This window comes from Sphingobacterium nematocida (assembly GCF_900168125.1).
GTDB classification, from domain to species: domain Bacteria; phylum Bacteroidota; class Bacteroidia; order Sphingobacteriales; family Sphingobacteriaceae; genus Sphingobacterium; species Sphingobacterium nematocida.
In genome coordinates this window covers 220787-240893 of sequence record NZ_FUZF01000004.1, presented here as the reverse complement: position 1 = coordinate 240893, position 20107 = coordinate 220787, and the positions used below count along the sequence as shown (strand labels likewise).

The window sequence follows — 20107 nt, the reverse complement described above, 5'->3', positions numbered from 1 at the left end:
AAAGCAGCACTTTTCTTTAAATTTGATTATTTCCATCCACCACCTACAGCCTTGTACACATTGATCAGGGACAAAAACTGTGATTTTTTCAGTTCAAACAAATCCAATTTAGATTCTAATACGTCCCTCTGTGTAGTCAATACTTCCAGATATTCTGCTCTATTTCCAATAAACAACTCTTTTGAGACGATAATTGCTTCGTTCAATATTTGCACTTGCTTATCTTGTTTTTCAATCTCAGCCTGTAAATTTGATATACTTGACATTTGATTAGCTACTTCCAAATAAGCATTAAGTACGACCTGCTCATAATGATACAATACTTGCAACTGACGAGCACTGGCAGCACGAAACTCGGCCTGTATAGCTCCCCGATTAATTAGGGGGGCAAATAAATCTCCAGCCAGCGAATACAACATAGATTCCGGCGCTTTGATAAGATAAGATGGTTTAAAAGCCTGCAAACCTACCGCAGCGGAGATATCTAGCGAAGGATAAAACTCTGCTCTAGCTACTTTAACGTCCAGATCAGCAGCCTTCAGTTCCAGTTCAGCCTGTTGGACATCCGGTCTATTATGAAGTATTTGTGCAGGAATACCCAACTTTACTTCTGAAGGAAGTTCCGTCATCAAAACGTCCCTATTCCGAGATATCCGCTGCGGATATCTCCCTAGTAAAAAGTTAATCTTATTTTCGACTTCAACAGTTTGCTGTTGAAGCTTATAGGCGAATCCCTGTGTTTTTAGCAATTCGGCCTTAAATTTTTGCACAGCTAGTTCATTCACACGTCCTACGGCACGTTGTGCCATAACGACCTCTAACGCTTGACTTTGCAAATCGATCGTACGACGAACCAGCTCTAATTGATTATCCACTGCAACCAACTCATAATACGAAGTAGCAATCTCTGCTATCAGATTGCTAAGCACAAAATTTTTGCCTTCAACAGTTGCTAGATATCTGTTCTTTGCCGCATCCTGTGCTTGATGTAGTTTGCCCCAGATATCCACTTCCCAGTGTGCAGAAGCAGTAATCCCGAAATCACTCAATGGATCTGGCATGTGTCGTCCTGGTTCCATATCCGTCGAGGCATCGCCTGCTCCCTGACTGGTGTAACGTCCAACTTTCTCTATCCCCGTCTCAATCCGAACACCTCCTTTCGGATAAAGATCACTTCTGCGAAGCGCCACGTCGCTCTTGGCTATTTCTACCTCTTGCAGGACCATCTTCAACTCCTTGCTATTGGACAAGGCGGTATCGATCAATTGCTGCAAATTAGGATCTTTAAAAAATTGCTTCCAAGGTATATTGGCCCAAGTAGTACTATCTTGTTCTCCCTCCGAATAGACTTGAGGCAGGTTAAGTACTGGCTTCTGTGCAGTTAGCACGGGTACCTTACAGCCTGTCATCATAAAGCTTACAACTGCAAATACCAGATATTTTAAGTTCAATTTATTATCCATGGTGATCTATTTCTTCGGTTAATGGGTTGTCTTCTTCATTTTTTATCAATTGTTTTCCGTCAGACATCCGGGCAAAAATGTAATAAAGCCCTGGTATCAATAAGACACCAATGACAGTTCCGAAAAACATTCCTCCGGCCGCTGCAGTACCAATAGTACGGTTACCTAAAGCCCCCGGGCCCGAAGCAAATACCAATGGAATCAATCCTGCAATAAAAGCAAAAGATGTCATCAAAATAGGTCTAAAACGTACACGGGCTCCTTCCATTGCTGCCTGCAAAATACTGGCTCCATTCCGACGCTCTTGAACTGCAAATTCTACAATCAATACCGCATTTTTGCCAAGTAGACCGATAAGCATGACTAAAGCTATCTGTGCGTAAATATTATTCTCTAACCCAAAAAGTTTGAGTAGAAAAAAGGCACCAAAGATTCCGACAGGTAGCGAGAGAATAACAGCGAGAGGTAAAATAAAACTCTCATACTGTGCAGCCAGCACCAGGTACACAAATCCCAAACAGATCAAGAATATATAAATAGCTTGATTACCCCGTCCTACCTCATCTTTGGATATACCTGCCCAGTCTATACCGTACCCTCTAGGTAATTTCTTAGCGGCGACCGCTGTGATTACCTTAATAGCCTCACCACTACTATGTCCTGGTGCTGCAGCTCCACTGATTTCGGAGGCATTAAACATGTTATGTCGTGTAATTTCAGATAATCCATATACTTTTTCCATATGCATGAAAGCAGAAAATGGCACCATTTCTTCCTTATCATTCTTTACGTATAATTTCAAGATATCCTCTGGCAATGCACGATACTCAGGTAGTGCTTGCACCATCACTTTATATTGACGTCCAAACTTTATAAAATTCGTTTCATAGTTACTAGCGATCAACGTAGATAGCGTGTTCATTGCATTCTCGATAGTCACCCCTTTTTGCTGAGCAATATCATTATCAATATTCAACATATACTGCGGAAAACTCGCATTGTAGAATGTAAAAACCGAAGAGAGTTCTGGTTGTTTATTTAGTTCTGCAACAAAATCACGGCTTATCTTCTCCATTTTCTGAAAATCGCCATTTCCCTCTTTGTCCAACAACCGCAGTTCAAAACCGCCTGCCGCACCATACCCAGGAACTGCGGGTGGTTGGAAGAACTCTATCTGCGCTCCCGGAATATCACTAGCCTTCTCTTCTAGTTGCTCTATTATCTCTTGTGCACTATGTTTACGTTCATTCCAATCTTTGAGATTGATCAGACAAGTACCGGAATTCGCAGAGGTACCCTCAGTTAGGATTTCGTAACCAGCAATTGAAGATACTGAAGCTATACCATCTATATCTTTAGCCAATGTCTGCAAGCGATTTGCCACTTGGTTTGTTCGCTCTAGAGAGGCTCCCGCAGGCGTTTGGATGATGGCATATATCATACCTTGATCCTCATTCGGGATGAATCCGCTCGGTAAACTATTGTTCATAAAATATGCACCAACACTGAAAAGAAAAATAATCAAAAAGGTCAAAGCTCGCTTATTGACAATCTTCGCCAGAACAGATTGATACATGCCGAGCTGTCCTTCAAAAAAACGATTGAATGCAGCAATGAAGCGATCCAAAGGAGAAAGCTTCCGCTTCTTACTATGATTATTTTTTAATAAAATAGCGCATAGTGCCGGTGTCAATGTGAGCGCTACAATACCAGATAAGATAATAGAAGTCGCCATTGTTATCGAAAACTGCCGATAAAACACGCCAACGGGCCCCGACATAAATGCAACAGGAATAAATACCGACGCCATCAAAAAAGTAATAGCGATAATTGCTCCGGCAATCTCATGAATAGCCTTTTTGGTGGCTTTGAGTGGAGATAGATGGTCTGCTTCCATCTTAGCATGTACAGCTTCGACTACAACTATAGCATCATCCACAACAATGCCTATAGCCAATACCAACGCAAATAAAGTAATCAGATTTATGGTAATACCGAAGACCTGCATCAAAACAAATGTCCCGATCAATGAAACAGGTACCGCCAAGGTAGGCACCAAAGTCGAACGCCAATCACCTAAAAATAAGAACACTACAATTCCTACCAGGATAAAGGCCTCAACCAAAGTATGCACTACTTTTTCCATAGATGCATCCAAAAAATTGGATACATCATAACTAATCTCGTACTTAATTCCTTTGGGAAAACTGGGCTCGAGCTCCTTCATCCGTGCTTTGACATCTTTAATAACCTGTGAAGCATTACTTCCATACGATTGCTTCAGCGTAATAGCTGCGGAAGGCTTGTTATTCAGTGTGGAATACAAATCGTACAAAGCGCTTCCAAACTCTATCTCAGCAACATCTTTTAATCGCAATAATTCACCATTTGGATTAGCACGAACCACAATATTTGCATAACCCTCCTCATTCGTATATCGACCCGAATATTTTAATACGTATTGAAAAGCCTGTGATCGCTTACCCGAAGCTTCACCCGTTTTACCTGGAGATGCTTCTAAACTCTGCTCTGAAAGTGCTTTCATAACGTCTTCGGCCGAAATCTTGTAAGCCAACATACGATCCGGCTTCAACCATATTCGCATGGCATACTCCCGGTTTCCCAAAATTTCGGCTGTACCCACACCATCCACTCGTTTCAACTCAGAGAGGACATTCAGATCCGTATAGTTAAACAAGAAGTTACCATTCAAGGTGGTATCTTCCGAATACATATTGATGTACATTAACATATTTGATTCCTCCCGTGTCACCTTTACTCCTTCCCGCACCACGATAGGAGGTAGTTTATTAACGACGGAAGCCACCCTATTCTGCACATTTAAGGATGCTTGATTGGGATCTGTACCAAGATTAAATATGACTTGGATGGTAGCCTCTCCATCATTACCGGCATCAGAAGCCATGTATTTCATTCCCGGCACACCATTCAGAGCTCTTTCTAGAGGAATAATAACGGACTTAATCATTAACTCCCCGTTAGCTCCGGGGTATTCGGCTGTGATGTTTACTTTTGGCGGCGAAATCGATGGAAACTGCGTAACAGGCAAGGAGAATATTGCAATAACACCAAGAAAAACAATAACCAAGGAAATAACGATGGCCAACACGGGCCTATGTATAAATTTGTTGAACATATTCTGTCTTTTTTAAGTCTTATTCTGCTTGTACGCGCAGATTAGCAATAGCAGTTTGTGGTTTGATATACTCCCCTTTCACTTTATCATTTTCATTCACCTTTTGGACGCCCTCCAGCAATATCACTTCTTCAGGCTCTAATCCAGACGCTACAATGTACAGGTCGGGCAATGCCCCCGATACGACAATGTGTCTAGCGTGAACCACCCCTGCTTTGTCTACCAAAAAAACATATTTACGATCTTGCAGTTCATATGTCGCTTTTTGAGGTATAATTATGGCCTGCTTTAGCGGAACTTTCATTTGTACTTTTCCGGTCTGCCCATTTTTCAATACACCCTCCGAATTTGGAAAACGGGCACGAAAAGCGATGCTCCCTGTTTCGTTATCAAATTCGCTCTCAATCAACTCAATATGACCTTTGTAGGGTAATACTTCATTATTAGCCAAAAGTAAATCGACATTGTCCTCTCCCCGAGTTTTTTTATCATGCTGATAGTCTAAATACTCGCGCTCAGACACGTTAAAATAAACCTGCATCTGATTATTGTCCGAAAGATTGGTCAACAACGCTCCTTCATCAATCAAGCTTCCAAGGCGCAGTGGAATACGATCTATTGTACCACTAAAAGGGGCACGAATCTCCGTAAACGAAAGGTGGGCCTTTGCAATTGACATTTCCGCCTTAGCTTGTTCATATTTGGCTTTGGCCATTTTAACCTCATTAGTTGCTACGATGTTCTTCGCTAGCAAAGCTTCAGCATTTTGAAGTTCGATCGAAGCCATATCAGCCTCCGCTTTAGCCTTTTCAAATTCCGCCTGATACAAGGTTGGCATGATCTTAAAAAGCAACTGCCCTTGAGTTACATACTGTCCCTCATCCACATAGATCTGTTGCAGATACCCCTTTTCTTGTGCTCTTATCTCGATATTCTTTAGTGAACGGATCTGCGAAACATACTCTCGCACTAGACAAGTATCAATTGTTAAGGGCGAAGTAAATGCGTACTTTTCTTCTCTTGTCTTTTCTTCATGTTTAGGCGAACAGGAAACCCATAGGGCAGCGCCAATTGCAATAAATGCATTGATTTTCATCGAAATATAAATTTTTGTTTTTTTTATAGAATAACCCATTTCCTCTTCGTAAACAACCAACATATAGTTCGTCATCACGATATAGATTATTTGATCACCAGAAAAATCCCCGTATATAAATCAGCGGTATACTGCCACCAGCAACTAAGCAGAGGCTCAACATTAGAAAAATATCTGTAGGGAATATAAAAACCGAAATGTATCAGGGTTGATATTCTTTTCGGCAAAGTGGATATTCTAAATCAATAATACACGCTGTGTTAAATATCGATACTGGGCTTGAGGAGCCAGGTGATAACACAGTGGTAACCGTCGCTTGAAGAAAAAGAAAAATTGAATAAGCAGTCCTCCATAAACAAGCAAAAAGAAAAAGTGAGGTGAGGACAAATATTTCTGTACAACAGAAAATAAATCGAGTTCACTCGTACCTTCAATAATAGATTGCTGTGTAAAAGGAGATTCTGACTGTTGCTCCGCTTGTAACCTTTTAAAAGGCTTAAAGTGAGATGTTGTGATATGTGCTATCGAGGGAGACGGCACGACTGGACTGGAAAGTAATAGCAATAGCGGACAGCAAGCTATCCAAATTACCATAAGCGTCATCCATAACGTCCTTTTCATTTCGGCTCAAATTTACATCTAGACAGCAAATTCTAAATGCATTTAACATTTTTTAACCAATTAAATATCTATTGTATGGAAAAAGCTTTGAAAGTCAGTACTACAATACGAAATGCTATATTATACCGATGTCTTTACAGTAGGCAACCAATTGTTCATTCTTCGAGAATCCGAGTAAATCCTTCATCATCCCAAGTCGCTTTTCTACACTGCTTAATCCTGAGGGCTTGATACCCTTTTCCTGCAAATATTGAGGGATATTTTTTTGCAGTACTCCCTGAGACAAAAGAGAAACAATCCCCACATCCAGCACACTAAATTCATGCGTGTTGCGATCGCGCATGGCTTGTTTAACATCTGGAGATTGATATTTTCGATCATTAAAGGTGTTTTGTAAAGCATCCCGCAAATGTTGTGCATCTCTCCTTGCTTTACGGACATATGCGTCAATATCATGAATCTTAAAAAGCTCTTCGATCACGCTACTTCGGTTTTCAGCAGAAAAAACCATAATTTTAATCTGAGGTTGTATCATCTTTACCGCTTTAATGAGATCAATCCCGCTCGAAAGATGTTGTGCATTATAATCATCTTCAAACGATAAATCGGTAATTAACAAATCATAAGGATCTCCGTCACGAATCGCGTTACGTATCCAAGTCAATGCATCATCGCAATAATACACATACTTGGTGTCGACAATACCCAGTTCCTGGAGTGTCTTCTGTACTGAAATATTAGCTATTTCATGATCCTCTGCAATAAGTACCTTTTTAAACATACAATAGATTTTTAAGAGATAGGAGTCGAAATATGAACTTTCAGACCTCCCCGCTGCTCATTAACAAATGTAATTTTGCCGCGTATACTTTCCACCCGATTGACTATACTATTTAATCCATTCCCCTTCTTGACATTTGAGGGTATACCAATACCATTATCCATATAATAAATATGAAGAATGTCTGTAGCTCGTTCAAAACGAATCACCACCCGATCAGCTTCACTGTGCTTGCGCATGTTTACCATGAGTTCTTGAAGTACCTGTTCAATCTCAATTTTAACATTAACCGGCACAGCCGTCCATTGCTCCAAATCATTTCCGGCTAAAATTACCTGACGATTTTCAGTAGCAAAGGAGCGCAACATAATCCCCAATGATTCATTATACAACTGGGTATCGATCCTATCAGAAGTGGGAACTTCGTAAGAAATGTCTCTTGACTTTTCATACATTCCCTCTAGTCGATCCAATATACCCTCTCGATCTATATCGTCACGGTTTTCAATCTCCGTCATAACCCGATACAATCCGTTGGCAACGACGTCATGAACCTTTCTAGATGTCTTCAACTGATGTTCTTTAATACGATTATTATTCTCCAACAGTAGGCGTTGTTTACGCCTCTTGTACCACACGTAACCGAATATGCCTAAAATTGAAACTACTATGCTCCCACCTATCGTTAACAGTCTTTGCATATTGATGCTATACAATTTGTCATTAATATCTTTTTCAAGCTTAAGATTTGCAGACTTACTCCTTTCAACCTCATAGCGGATCAACGCAAACTGATTCTTTGACTTTGAGCGTACCCGTTGTAAACTATCCCCTAATGCTCTATAGCGAACAAAAAGGGTCTTAGCTTTATCCTCTGGACTAACCGCTATCAATTGATACAGCGCTTTTAGACACTCATCAGGTTTTTTGAGTCTACTAACTATGTCGTATCTCAATTTTGCATAGTGAAGAGCCGAGTCCGGTATTTTATCTTCATAATACAAAGCAAGATGATTAAAGCTAGAGTTTAACCCCCACTGATCATTCCTGCCCAAACGAATCCGTAATGCCTTTTGAAGATCCGATAACGGGTTGTATTTTTTATCCAACTTCTCGCGTTCGACGGCATAGTTTGTTAGTGAACGGGCATATTCGTTATCATTCTTGTTTCTATCATTTAATATCTGCTCATAAATCCTCAACGCTTCGTTCCCTTTTCCCGCATCCGACAATGTCCTTGCCTTATTATTTAAAAACTCTTTAGTATTCAGCGAATCTGTAGAATATTGTATAGCTTTATCATAAAACTCGAGCGCATTCTGCACATCTTTTAGCGCACTTGTCACATTAGCTAGGCTATTATAATTGGAGCTGAAATAAGTTTTATGGGTAGTGTCCGTACTATCCAAGTATCTATTTGCTTCTAAAGAGAACTCTTGCGAAGCATAATAATCTCCAACCTCTCTAAGGATAAAAGCCATCTGGATCAAAGAACGGGCTATGTTGAGGCTGTCTTTTGCCTCGACCGCTAAGCTTTTGATCTTTTCAAATGCTATAAAAGCACTGTCGGACCGTCCTTTTTCTAGATAATCAAAAGCCCGTTGATAATTCTTAGACAAATCCAACCGAACGGCAGTCACCTCTTGAGTCTTCTTGTTCGAACATGAACAAAGAATAAAAATAACCAAAAGTAGCTGTATTTTTTTCAAGACCTTCAATTTTGGTTTGAATCTACAAAAAAGATAAGATCAGACAGCATACGTCGATCTTTATTTTACATAAAAAGGTATTTGACCTTAACGATAAAAGTAGTCGTCAAGTAGCCCGTTAAATACCGACTCTTCGCTATGATATCTTCGAAGAATTCTTTCCCAGGAACTCTTGCCAAACTGAATCTCATTTCCGAAACTATCTTTATAAATCCATCGATCAAAGATATCTTTTGATAGGGAAGCTTTCTCCGTTCCATCAATGTATTCTAGTCCGCCGTTCAGCGTCCGCTTAAAAGAAGTCTTTGTACCTCCGTATTCCTCAACAACATTTTCATTGCCAAAAATATCAGTCCCACGTTTCAGTTTATACCCTTGATTGTCTTCAATTATTAGATTATCAAATATATCAATACTAAACTTTGCAGAATATGATGACTGACGTCTATTTTCTCGTATCAACCGGGTAAGCATTTCGGATTGCTTTTTCTTATCAGCCAGAACACCTGGGAACTCTCTTTCTAAGTATTTCTTTTCAAAATGCAGCTTATTATTTTTACTGTCCGTAAACACCAGATCATCAAAAATATTACGTTCAAGTTTGGCTTTGTAAGATTTATCGTTGGAAATGGACTCTAAATTACCAAAAATATCTTCCTGAATTTGACGACGTTGAGCATCTACTGTAGAGAAGACAAAGAAAAGCAAAAGAAATGTGGAAAACTGCTTCATAAGCTATTAAATTTAACCTTTTGACCTAATTGACAGGTATAGGTTTATTGTGAATTGCATAAATAATGATTATGCAGAAAAGGTGGTCTAAGACGACCACCTTTAAAAAAATAACAACACGTTATTAAATTGTATTCAAAACATCAAGGCTTGTAGCAATAATATCAATAGCCTTTTTTAGTTCCTCCTCAGATATTACCAAAGGTGGAGCAAATCTAATTTTGTCGCCATGAGTTGGTTTGGCTAACAAGCCGTTCTTTAACAACTCTACACAAAAATACTGCGCTGCATCGGGGTTGCTATGTTCAATCACAATAGCATTTAACAGCCCCTTTCCACGTACTTCTTTAACGTATTTATTATTTAAGTTTCTTAATTCAGCTCTAAAGATATTACCCAATTTTTCTGATCGCTCAGCTAGATTCTCTTCCTTAAGCACCTCTAATGCAGCAATAGCAACAGCGCAAGCTAAAGGATTGCCTCCATAAGTAGACCCATGTTCGCCTGCTTTAATACAAAGCATCACCTCGTCATCAGCAAGCACTGCGGATATAGGCAATACTCCTCCACTTAACGCCTTTCCTAAAATTAAGATATCGGCTCTCACTCCTTCATGATCGCAGGCCAACATTTTTCCGGTGCGGGACAATCCTGTCTGTATTTCATCCGCAATAAACAATACGTTATTAGCTTTACATGCTTTGTAACAAGATGTTAAATAACCTTCATCTGGCACATAAACGCCCGCTTCGCCTTGTATTGGCTCTACTAAAAACGCCACCACATTGGGATCTTGAACAGCTTTTTCTAACGCCTCAATATCGTTGTAAGGAATCGTTACATAGCCGGTTACAAACGGACCAAAGCCATTCCTTGCGGTCTCATCTGTACTAAAAGAGATTACATTTATAGTACGACCATGAAAGTTGCCCTCCACAGTAATAATTTTCGCTTGCCCCTGCTCTACCCCCTTAACTTCATAGCCCCATTTACGCGCTAGTTTCAATGCCGTCTCCACAGCTTCGACCCCTGTATTCATCGGCAACACTTTGTCGTAACCAAAATACGACGTTATGTATTGGGTGTACCCAGCCATCTTGTCACTATGAAAAGCACGAGAAGTGAGTGTCAACTCTTGGGCTTGATCAGTTAATGCTTTGATTATATGAGGGTGACAATGTCCTTGGTTTACTGCAGAATAACCAGATAAAAAATCAAAATACGCTTTACCTTCTACATCCCAAACTTTGGCACCGATTCCCTTTGCTAAAACAACAGGTAGAGGATGATAGTTATGCGCACCACATTTTTCTTCTATATCAATATAAGAAGAAGACTTTTCTGGAATCTGATAATTGTAATACATAAGTTTATTCTTGTTTTAATTTGTGATTTCAGCCCTAATGAGGAAGAAATACAATTTAGAAATTTTATATTTCCTCAAAGCTAGAAAAATAATAACGTACCCCGAAGACAATTTCCAAAATCAATAAAACCAAAACAAAATATATGAGCTAACAAGAATTTATTCGATCACAGATTAAAAACATTTTAGTTTCCACCATTTTTTGAGCGCAGCTCCAAATTCAGAATTATTTCTCTCTTCTTACTTTCTACCAATGATAAATCACCTACCACAAAAACGCCTTTATCATTAGTAACTATATTCCGGATTCCGTAAACCGTAGACTCGTCACTGGGGTCCGTAGCCCCTTCATAACGATAAAGGTAATCAATTGTATACTCTTCGGCCGCATTAAATAACTCTTCAAAAAGCACATTATAATCAATGGTATATCCCAGATCAGTCAGCTTTTTTAGGGCCACACTTGCAGATTCGTAGTTGAAGATTGTTTCCATCAAAACCTCCTTATTTTTTTAAATGACATTGTTTATATTTAAAAACAACTAACTCTGGAATCGGTTTACTTTTTTTTGAAATGAACAAAAAACGCAACTTAACTCTAAGTTAATCTCTCAAAAGACTTCCCGCCAGGATAAAACATAGCTAAAAAAAATAATTGAATAGAGCCCCTAAAAATTAGCTCTATCGAGAACCCTCATTTTTGAGCTACTAAAAAGTGTGTAATTCTATAAAACTCAACGAAGTCTTTTTTAAAAATGAACACGTAGAGTTTGCAAAATGAACAGGTTGAGTTTGGAAAATGTACAGGTAGAGTTTGCGAAAAAACACGGACAATTAGCAAAACATGGAAAAATCGTCCATTAATCTCCTCAAACAATAAAAATAAAAAACACAGGTAAATAATTTTTCGACCACTGATTTTGCTTTGGCTAAAACAACGGTATATTTCTTCGTTCCCTCATAAAAGTTCTTGATGTCTTTAAAGAACAAACGCTTTCAGAAAAAACACTACCTTTGAATAACAAAATTTCGACGGCATGGCACATCTAATCCCTCCCTCAGCAACAAATCCATCTGATGCATTTTCCAGACTGTTGACTGTAATGAATACCTTACGTATCGACTGTCCGTGGGATAGAAAACAAACGATGGAAAGTCTGCGGCATCTCACCATTGAAGAGATGTATGAGCTTGCCGATGCTATATTGGATCAAGATCTCAATGAAGTTAAGAAGGAATTGGGCGACCTTATGATGCACTTGGTATTTTATGCCAAAATTGCAGAAGAACAGCATATTTTCGACATCACGGATGTATTAAATAATGTCTGTGACAAATTGATACATAGGCATCCACACATTTATGGGGACACAAAAGTATCAAATGACGAGGATGTAAAGAATAATTGGGAGCAAATCAAATTGAACGAAGGAAATCGTTCGGTACTATCTGGCGTACCTAAAACTCTACCTGCCTTAGTAAAAGCCTATCGTATACAGGACAAAGTACGAGGTGTAGGCTTCGATTGGGAAGATAAAGCGGAGGTATGGAACAAAGTGGAGGAAGAACTACAAGAGTTTAAACAAGAATTTGACCTGCAACTCGGAGAAACTATTGATCAGGAAAAAGCGGAGGGAGAATTTGGCGACCTTCTATTTTCATTGATTAACTACGCCCGTCATATGGGAATAAATCCAGAGAATGCGCTGGAGAAAACCAATAAAAAGTTTATTCGCAGGTTTACCCATCTTGAAAAGCGAGCAAATGAAAATGGTCTGCGACTTAGTGAGATGAACCTGAATGAAATGGACATCTATTGGAATGAAGCAAAGTCTTTGGGATTATAGCCTCCAAAATATAGGTTAGGTAAAACGAAATATTAGGAATAATTCCTTAATTTTGCAGCATATGGAAACTGTCGTTAGCGGTATAAGAAGTACCGGAAAATTACACTTAGGAAACTACTACGGAGCGCTGAGCAATTTTGTAAAAATGCAAAATGACTACAACTGCTTCTTTTTTATAGCTGATTTACACTCACTTACGACTCATCCAGCTCCTCAAGATTTACAATCTACAGTCCGCAATGTGGTCATCGAGTATCTAGCTGCTGGAATTGACCCTGAAAAGTCGACTATTTATGTACAATCTGATGTGCCAGAAGTAGCAGAACTGTATCTCTATATGAATATGAATGCCTATCTTGGAGAACTTGAAAGATCGACCTCTTTTAAGGATAAAGTGCGTTCTAATCCAGACAATGTAAATGCCGGTTTACTGACATACCCTGTATTGATGGCATGTGATATATTACTTCACCACGCGACCAAAGTGCCGGTAGGAAAAGACCAGGAACAGCACTTGGAAATGACTAGAACATTTGGAAACCGTTTTAATCATCTTTATAAAGTAGATTACTTTAAGGAGGCTTTTGCCTTCTCTTATGCCCAAAAGCTGGTAAAAGTACCTGGATTAAGCGGACAGGGCAAGATGGGAAAATCAAACGGTGAAGCTGATTGCATCTATTTGTCTGATACCCCCGAAATAATTCGTAAAAAGATTATGCGTGCCGTATCTGATTCAGGTCCGACCGAGCCTAATCAGGTAAAACCAGAGTCCATACAGAATCTTTTTGACTTAATGAAAGTAGCTTCTTCTACAGATACTTTATCTCATTTTGATGATTTGTATAACAAATGTGAAATACGTTATGGAGACTTTAAAAAGCAACTGGCAGAAGATATGGTAATTGCTACCGATCCAGTGCGTTCGCGGATCGAGGAAATATCCAAGGACGAAGAGTATATCAAGAAAGCACTTAAATTCGGTGCGGATAAAGCCTCTGCCAGTGCACAAAAAACACTTCGTGAAGTGCGAGAAATTATTGGTATAAAAAAGCTATTTTAACAAGTTGCGACTAAGGGAAATACGTTTTTAATTTTGACTTTTTAATTTTTATTTGAGCTATGCATATTGCAATTGTAGGAAATATCGGGGCCGGAAAAACGACCTTAACAAAGCTATTGGCGCATCACCTCAATTTTGAGCCTCAGTTTGAGACTGTGGACGATAATCCTTATCTCGAGGATTTCTATAGCGATATGAAGCGTTGGGCTTTCAACCTACAGATTTTCTTCTTGAATAGTCGCTTTCGTCACATTGTAGAGTTACAAAGTAAAAGCATCAACATGATTCAAGATCGTACAATTTATGAGGATGCTTACATTTTCGCTGAAAACCTCTATGATATGGGATTGATGAGTGCACGTGACTTTGAAAATTACAGCAACATATTTCAGAGTATCATCCACTATATCAAACCACCCGATCTGTTGATATATCTAAAAGCTTCTGTACCGACGTTGGTCAATAACATCCAAACACGCGGTAGAGATTACGAATCGGGCATCCGATTAGATTACTTATCCAAATTGAATGACAAGTATGAAAAATGGATCAACAACTACACCGAAGGCAAACTATTGGTATTAGATAAAGACAACTTAGACTTTGCAAATAAGCCGGAAGACCTAGGAAGCATCATACAGAAGATTGAAGCTGAGTTATACGGGTTGTTCTAAAAAACTAAAAGGCCCTAAAATATATTTTTCACTTATTTGACCGTTTTGCCGTCATCTCGACCGTAGCGGAGAGATCTTATGACATAAATTTCTCTCTAGATAGTTCCATAGACCTCTCCACAAGGTCGAAGTGACGCAGTAGGTCTTTCATAATTCAGTAGCTGGTGGATTATGAAAGTTTTATTATCTTTGTACCAACAAACATCAAAGTACATATATGTAAAATTAATTTCTTCTCTTTTTTAATACGACATATCCGCTAACTGGATTTGTTATTCTATTACCATTCTAAAAGAAGAAATTATGCTTATTTTACAAAATGTATCCTACGCATTTTCCAATAAAACCATTGCGTTCGAAAATATAAATTTTCGATTGGCGCCCCAAGAAAAAGCGGCTCTAGTCGGCAATAACGGTGTGGGAAAATCGACTTTACTTCACCTCATTAGTGGATGTACCTCACCATATACAGGTACAATACAAATAAACAGTAGTATTATTTATTTTGTTCCACAAGCATTTGGTCAATATAACCATCTGACTGTATCCGAAGCCTTAGGTATTCGAGACAAACTCCAAGCATTAGACAATGTGTTGAGCGGAAGTGTTAATGAACAGGACTACACCATATTGAACGATGATTGGACCGTTGAGGAACGTTGCCAGAAAACACTGTCTTATTGGGACTTATCGAACATTAACCTAAGATCTCCGATGAGTGAGCTAAGTGGCGGACAAAAGACTAAAGTATTCCTTGCAGGCATCGATATTCACCAACCTGAATTGGTCTTATTGGATGAGCCTTCGAATCATCTGGATAGCTCCAGCCGTACGAAACTATACCGCTACATAGAAGAAAGCAATAAAACAATACTGGTCGTAAGTCATGATCGACAGTTATTAAAACTATTGGATGTCACTTTTGAGATGAATCCAGATGGTGTAAAGCGCTATGGAGGAAATTATGATTTTTACCTCGAGCAAAAACATATACAACTGAATGCGTTGGCTGAAGATATTGGCTCGAAAGAGAAAGAATTACGGAAGGCCAAAATTAAGGAAAGAGAAACTGCAGAACGACAGAACAAACAAGATGCCCGGGGCCACCGTAAACAAGAACAAGCTGGGGTAGCCCGCATCATGATGAATACGTTAAAGAACAAAGCTGAAAACAGCACTTCAAAACTTAAAGCGGTTCATCAATCGAAGATCAGTGATCTAGTTAAAGACTTAAGTTCGCTAAAGTCCTCGCTCCCTGAGTTAGATAAAATGAAATTTGACTTTCAAAACGTCAAGGTACATGAAGGGAAAATCTTATTTGAAGGCAAGGACATCCAAATCGCCAAGAGGGATGGTAAAAAGCTTTGGTCAAATCCATTAAACATTTTGATAAGGAGCGGACAACGGATTGCGATTCAGGGGGACAATGGAAGCGGTAAAACCAGCTTATTAAAACTTATCCAAAAACAATTGAAACCCAGCGAAGGGCAATGCTTTTTCGGTTATGAACAGACTGTATATGTCGATCAAGAATATGCGCTCTTGCAGAATGGGCTTAGCTTGTTCGAGCAAGCCCAACAATTCAACACTTCGGGATTACAACCAGCAGAAATAAATACGAGATTAAAACGTTTTCTATTTCAACCGGATGACTGGAATAAGTCGGTCTCTATGTTGAGTGGCGGCGAACGATTACGTTTAACACTGTGCTGTCTTACATTATCCGCAGCGCCTCCAGAAATTATCATTTTGGATGAACCGACTAACAATCTAGATTTACAAAATGTGCAGATTCTAACTCATGCGATAAATTCATATCAAGGTACGTTGGTTGTAGTATCGCACGATTCGAGGTTTTTAGAAGATATACAGATCAAAGATTATTACCCCCTTTAAACAGTAAATTTAGCGGATGTGGAAATCTATTAAAATGTGCAAAAACTAGATTCCCATTCTCTTTTTTATTGCTTATTTTCGTGGGAACTAATACAACAAGATGAATGGAGCTAACTAAGCTTGAAATCAAAGGTTTTAAAAGTTTTGGTGACAAAATCACAATAAATTTTAACGAGGGGGTCACGGCAATCGTTGGTCCGAATGGCTGCGGCAAGTCTAACGTTGTTGACGCTATCCGATGGGTATTAGGCGAGCAGAGTACAAAGACGTTACGTTCTGAAAAGATGGAAAATATCATCTTCAATGGAACGAAAACACGCAAGCCTGCCAATCTAGCTGAAGTGTCCCTAACCTTTAACAATAACAAGAGTGTCTTACCTACGGAATTTACAACGGTAACAATCACTCGTAAACTGTATAGAACAGGCGAAAGTGAATACCGTTTGAATGATGTCAAGTGTCGACTCAAAGATATCACAGATCTCTTTTTGGATACCGGTATCGGAGCAGATACCTATTCCATTATAGAATTGAAAATGATTGACGAGATTATCGCCAATAAAGATAATTCAAGAAGGAATCTATTCGAGGAAGCCTCTGGTATATCTAAATATAAGGTTAGGAAAAAACAAACACTTAACAAATTAAAAGAGACAGAAGCGGATCTATCCCGTGTAGACGATTTGTTGTATGAAATCACAAAAAACCTAAAGTCCTTAGAAAATCAAGCTAAGAAAGCGGACAAGTACTTCTTATTGAAAGAAGAGTATAAGCAGGCTAGTGTAGGTTTAGCTTATTATCGTCTAGATAGTTTCAGCTCAGATCTAACCTCTTTGAGTGAAAAAGAAAAAGATCTTCAACAAGCGCTTCAAAATACCCTCGAACAAATTGACAATAAAGAGAAAGAGCTTCGTGTAGGTCGTGAAGAAATTTTAGTTAAAGAGAAAAGCTTATCCACGCAACAAAAAACTACGCACGAATTCCAGAATAAGATTCGCGCCTATGAATCAGAGCGTAAAATAAAAAACGAGCGTCTACATCATCTGCAAGAGCGCGATGCACGTATACAGACCGAGCAAAATCTTGACAAGCAACAGTTGAGCCATGTGGATTATACCCTAAAAAGACTCAACGAAGAGCTTTATGAAGAACAGGCAAAACTGGACGTATACCAAGATGATATCCAGAAGAATAAAACAGAGGTTGAAGAATTAAGAGGTCAACAACAGACTGCTAAAAATAAGTTAGACCGTTTTGCAGCAGATAACAATGAATTGCAGAATAAAATCTACAAAGTAGAGAAAGACATTGCTGTCTTTAATATTCAGAAAGAATCGCTCGAGCAAGAATCTCTTCGCAATATAACCGACGCAAGTAGTAAAGCCGAAGAATTGAATCAATTCAATCTATCTGTGAATGAATTGCAACTGAAAGTAGATGCACAGCAATCACAATACGAGCAAGTACTTGAACAAGAGAATGATCTCAGCAATAAAATACAGACAGCAGAAGAGAAGCTGAGTAAAGCAAAAGATCAACTAAGTAAGGAGTCTCGCTTGGTAGATGCTAAGCAGAATGAATATAACCTTACAAAGTCTTTGGTGGACAACTTGGAAGGTTTTCCCGAGTCAATCAAATTTTTACGTAAAAATGCGGGTTGGGGCAAATCTTACCCCCTATTTTCGGACATTCTCTTTTGTAAAGAGGAATATCGTGTAGCTATTGAGAACTACCTGGAGTCAGTAATGAACCACTATGTAGTAGATACACAGCAAGATGCTATTCAGGCTATCAATCTATTGAGCGACGCTGCTAGAGGACGCGCCAACTTTTTTGTTCTAGATGCAGTACTTCCTGTAGAAACAGCGTCTGCGGTCATTATTCCTGACAATATGATCCCTGCAATGCAGGTCATCAAAGTAGACAAAAAATACGAAAAGCTATGCCTAGAGTTATTGAAAAATGTCTATCTGTTACATGCTGATGATTCAAAATCTATCGAAGTCGAATTGCCTTCTACTGACAGTATATTACTGCACCATGAAGGTAAATTCAATAAGCACAAATTAGGCTTGAGTGGTGGTTCGGTAGGACTTTTTGAAGGAAAAAGAATCGGACGAGCAAAGAACCTAGAGAATTTGGCGAAAGAAATAAAAGCGCTGAATGAACACATTGCTGATTTGCAACAAGTCGAGCAGGAACAAATTCAACTTATTGCTTCATTAAAACTACAATCTCAAAAGGAGTTAATTGATGAGCTACGCATACAGCTAGCGCGCCTTCAAAATGAATGGACATCCGTAAAGACTAAACAGGAGCAATATCAGGCCTTTTTGGCTAATTCACAGAATCGTAAAGCTGATATCGAGGCTCGTCTAGGCCAGATATCCGAAGATCTTAATAAAGCAGAACCAGAACTAAAGATTCTGCATGTGGAGAGTGAGGAGCGCCAAAAGCAGTCCCAAGACCTTCAAAATGCATTTCAGGAATTGAACGAAGTGTTGACTGAAAAATCGACGGCTTACAACCAAGAGAATATTCGTCTGCATCAGCAGCAAAATAAGGTATCGGGTATTCAAAAAGACCTAGAATACAGAGAAAGTCAAAAGGAAGCTTTAGAATCCCGTATTAATAAAAACACAGCTGATCAAGAGCAGATTAAGCTCGATATGAAAGACGCCTTGACGTTTACAGATAGCAACGATGATGACCTCAAAGAGCTTTACGAACAAAAAGAATCGTTAGAAAAAGCTTTGCACGAAATGGAGGAAGTTTTCTATGCGTTCCGTAAACATCTCAATGACTTAGAAGAAGAATTGACCGCGCTTAGAAAATCGAAGGATCAGTATGATTTCTTGGTGACAGAGATTAAAGATAAAAAGACTACTCTACAAATCGACCTTAACAGTTTGAAAGAAAGGTTGGCAGTCGAATTCAATATTGATATCAAGGAGCTTCTTGAGGGCGATATGCCTGAGTTAACCCAATCTCAGGAAGAACTAGGTTCGGCCTGTACACGATTGAAAAAGCAGCTTGATGAATATGGAACCATCAACCCGATGGCCAAGGAAGCATACGATGAAATTACGGAACGTTTCAATTTTATCACGAAAGAAAAAAATGATTTGGTAGAAGCTAAAGACTCGTTACTATCGACCATTCAAGAAATTGATGACAGTGCCAATGACAAGTTCATGGCGGCCTTTACTTCTGTTAGAGAGAACTTTATCCGGGTATTCCGTTCTTTATTCAACGAAGAAGACAGCTGTGATTTAATATTGAGTGATCCTAAAAACCCATTGGAATCGGACATTGATATTATCGCTCGTCCGAAAGGCAAGCGTCCTTTGTCAATCAATCAGCTTTCCGGTGGAGAAAAAACACTTACGTCTACTGCTTTGCTGTTTTCATTATACTTATTGAAACCCGCCCCTTTCTGTATATTCGATGAGGTCGATGCGCCTTTGGATGACACTAATATTGATAAATTTAACAAGATCATACGTGAATTTTCCAATCAATCGCAATTCATTGTTGTGTCTCATAACAAACGTACGATAGCAAGTACAGACATTATATACGGTGTCACCATGGTAGAGCAAGGTATATCTCGCGTGGTGCCTGTTGACCTGCGCGATGTCGCTTAGGGCTGTACAACAAAACAAGCAATTAGAGATCCCAATAACTTCAGTAAGTTATTGGGAT

At 39.1% G+C, this 20107-nt stretch carries 14 protein-coding genes; 5 read left to right on the top strand and 9 right to left on the bottom strand.

Features of this window, described 5'->3' with window-relative positions:
• Positions 1 to 26: 26 nt before the first annotated feature.
• The 9 genes from B5X76_RS07460 to B5X76_RS07425 all read right to left on the bottom strand — a co-directional run bounded on the left by B5X76_RS07460 (position 27) and on the right by B5X76_RS07425 (position 11419).
• Positions 27 to 1463 (bottom strand): efflux transporter outer membrane subunit, encoded by a 1437-nt coding sequence (locus B5X76_RS07460; protein WP_079642483.1) that lies wholly within the window; start codon positions 1461 to 1463, stop codon positions 27 to 29.
• Entirely contained in the window at positions 1456 to 4620 is a 3165-nt protein-coding gene (locus B5X76_RS07455; RefSeq protein WP_079642482.1) for an efflux RND transporter permease subunit, read from the bottom strand. Before B5X76_RS07455 ends, B5X76_RS07460 begins: the two co-directional genes overlap by 8 nt.
• 19 nt (positions 4621 to 4639) lie before the next feature.
• Positions 4640 to 5716, bottom strand: coding sequence for an efflux RND transporter periplasmic adaptor subunit (locus B5X76_RS07450; protein WP_079642538.1), 1077 nt, complete (start codon positions 5714 to 5716; stop codon positions 4640 to 4642).
• Between the two features lie 237 nt (positions 5717 to 5953).
• Positions 5954 to 6337 carry a hypothetical protein gene (locus tag B5X76_RS21630; protein WP_139375230.1) on the bottom strand — a complete coding sequence of 128 codons (384 nt, stop codon included), beginning with the start codon at positions 6335 to 6337 and terminating at the stop codon, positions 5954 to 5956.
• Between the two features lie 115 nt (positions 6338 to 6452).
• Positions 6453 to 7118 (bottom strand): response regulator, encoded by a 666-nt coding sequence (locus B5X76_RS07445; protein WP_079642481.1) that lies wholly within the window; start codon positions 7116 to 7118, stop codon positions 6453 to 6455.
• 11 nt (positions 7119 to 7129) lie between these two features.
• Complete coding sequence (locus tag B5X76_RS07440) at positions 7130 to 8827, bottom strand: tetratricopeptide repeat-containing sensor histidine kinase (RefSeq protein WP_139375229.1); 1698 nt, start codon at positions 8825 to 8827, stop codon at positions 7130 to 7132.
• Between the two features lie 87 nt (positions 8828 to 8914).
• Positions 8915 to 9559, bottom strand: a complete 645-nt coding sequence (locus B5X76_RS07435) for a hypothetical protein (protein ID WP_079642479.1) — start codon at positions 9557 to 9559, stop codon at positions 8915 to 8917.
• A gap of 124 nt (positions 9560 to 9683) precedes the next feature.
• Positions 9684 to 10925 (bottom strand): ornithine--oxo-acid transaminase, encoded by a 1242-nt coding sequence (gene rocD / locus B5X76_RS07430; RefSeq protein WP_079642478.1) that lies wholly within the window; start codon positions 10923 to 10925, stop codon positions 9684 to 9686.
• Between the two features lie 185 nt (positions 10926 to 11110).
• Positions 11111 to 11419: a hypothetical protein gene (locus B5X76_RS07425; RefSeq protein ID WP_079642477.1), complete on the bottom strand. Its 309-nt coding sequence runs from the start codon at positions 11417 to 11419 to the stop codon at positions 11111 to 11113.
• 543 nt (positions 11420 to 11962) lie between these two features.
• Here B5X76_RS07425 and mazG point away from each other — a divergent pair.
• The 5 genes from mazG to smc all read left to right on the top strand — a co-directional run bounded on the left by mazG (position 11963) and on the right by smc (position 20049).
• Positions 11963 to 12772, top strand: coding sequence for a nucleoside triphosphate pyrophosphohydrolase (mazG, locus tag B5X76_RS07420; protein ID WP_079642476.1), 810 nt, complete (start codon positions 11963 to 11965; stop codon positions 12770 to 12772).
• Positions 12773 to 12833: 61 nt separating this feature from the next.
• Positions 12834 to 13832 carry a tryptophan--tRNA ligase gene (gene trpS, locus B5X76_RS07415; RefSeq protein ID WP_079642475.1) on the top strand — a complete coding sequence of 333 codons (999 nt, stop codon included), beginning with the start codon at positions 12834 to 12836 and terminating at the stop codon, positions 13830 to 13832.
• Positions 13833 to 13891: 59 nt separating this feature from the next.
• Positions 13892 to 14506, top strand: coding sequence for a deoxynucleoside kinase (locus B5X76_RS07410; RefSeq protein ID WP_079642474.1), 615 nt, complete (start codon positions 13892 to 13894; stop codon positions 14504 to 14506).
• Between the two features lie 303 nt (positions 14507 to 14809).
• On the top strand, positions 14810 to 16402 hold the full coding sequence (locus B5X76_RS07405) for an ABC-F family ATP-binding cassette domain-containing protein (RefSeq protein WP_079642473.1): 1593 nt from the start codon (positions 14810 to 14812) through the stop codon (positions 16400 to 16402).
• Between the two features lie 104 nt (positions 16403 to 16506).
• Complete coding sequence (gene smc, locus B5X76_RS07400; RefSeq protein WP_079642472.1) at positions 16507 to 20049, top strand: chromosome segregation protein SMC; 3543 nt, start codon at positions 16507 to 16509, stop codon at positions 20047 to 20049.
• Positions 20050 to 20107: the final 58 nt, after the last annotated feature.

Coding starts and splice junctions, on each gene's coding strand:
- B5X76_RS07455 (WP_079642482.1), bottom strand. CDS start 4,620: ATGTTCAACAAATTTATACATAGGCCCGTGTTGGCCATCGTTATTTCC.
- trpS (WP_079642475.1), top strand. CDS start 12,834: ATGGAAACTGTCGTTAGCGGTATAAGAAGTACCGGAAAATTACACTTA.
- mazG (WP_079642476.1), top strand. CDS start 11,963: ATGGCACATCTAATCCCTCCCTCAGCAACAAATCCATCTGATGCATTT.
- B5X76_RS07435 (WP_079642479.1), bottom strand. CDS start 9,559: ATGAAGCAGTTTTCCACATTTCTTTTGCTTTTCTTTGTCTTCTCTACA.
- B5X76_RS07405 (WP_079642473.1), top strand. CDS start 14,810: ATGCTTATTTTACAAAATGTATCCTACGCATTTTCCAATAAAACCATT.
- B5X76_RS07450 (WP_079642538.1), bottom strand. CDS start 5,716: ATGAAAATCAATGCATTTATTGCAATTGGCGCTGCCCTATGGGTTTCC.
- B5X76_RS07425 (WP_079642477.1), bottom strand. CDS start 11,419: ATGGAAACAATCTTCAACTACGAATCTGCAAGTGTGGCCCTAAAAAAG.
- rocD (WP_079642478.1), bottom strand. CDS start 10,925: ATGTATTACAATTATCAGATTCCAGAAAAGTCTTCTTCTTATATTGAT.
- B5X76_RS21630 (WP_139375230.1), bottom strand. CDS start 6,337: ATGAAAAGGACGTTATGGATGACGCTTATGGTAATTTGGATAGCTTGC.
- smc (WP_079642472.1), top strand. CDS start 16,507: ATGGAGCTAACTAAGCTTGAAATCAAAGGTTTTAAAAGTTTTGGTGAC.
- B5X76_RS07460 (WP_079642483.1), bottom strand. CDS start 1,463: ATGGATAATAAATTGAACTTAAAATATCTGGTATTTGCAGTTGTAAGC.
- B5X76_RS07410 (WP_079642474.1), top strand. CDS start 13,892: ATGCATATTGCAATTGTAGGAAATATCGGGGCCGGAAAAACGACCTTA.
- B5X76_RS07445 (WP_079642481.1), bottom strand. CDS start 7,118: ATGTTTAAAAAGGTACTTATTGCAGAGGATCATGAAATAGCTAATATT.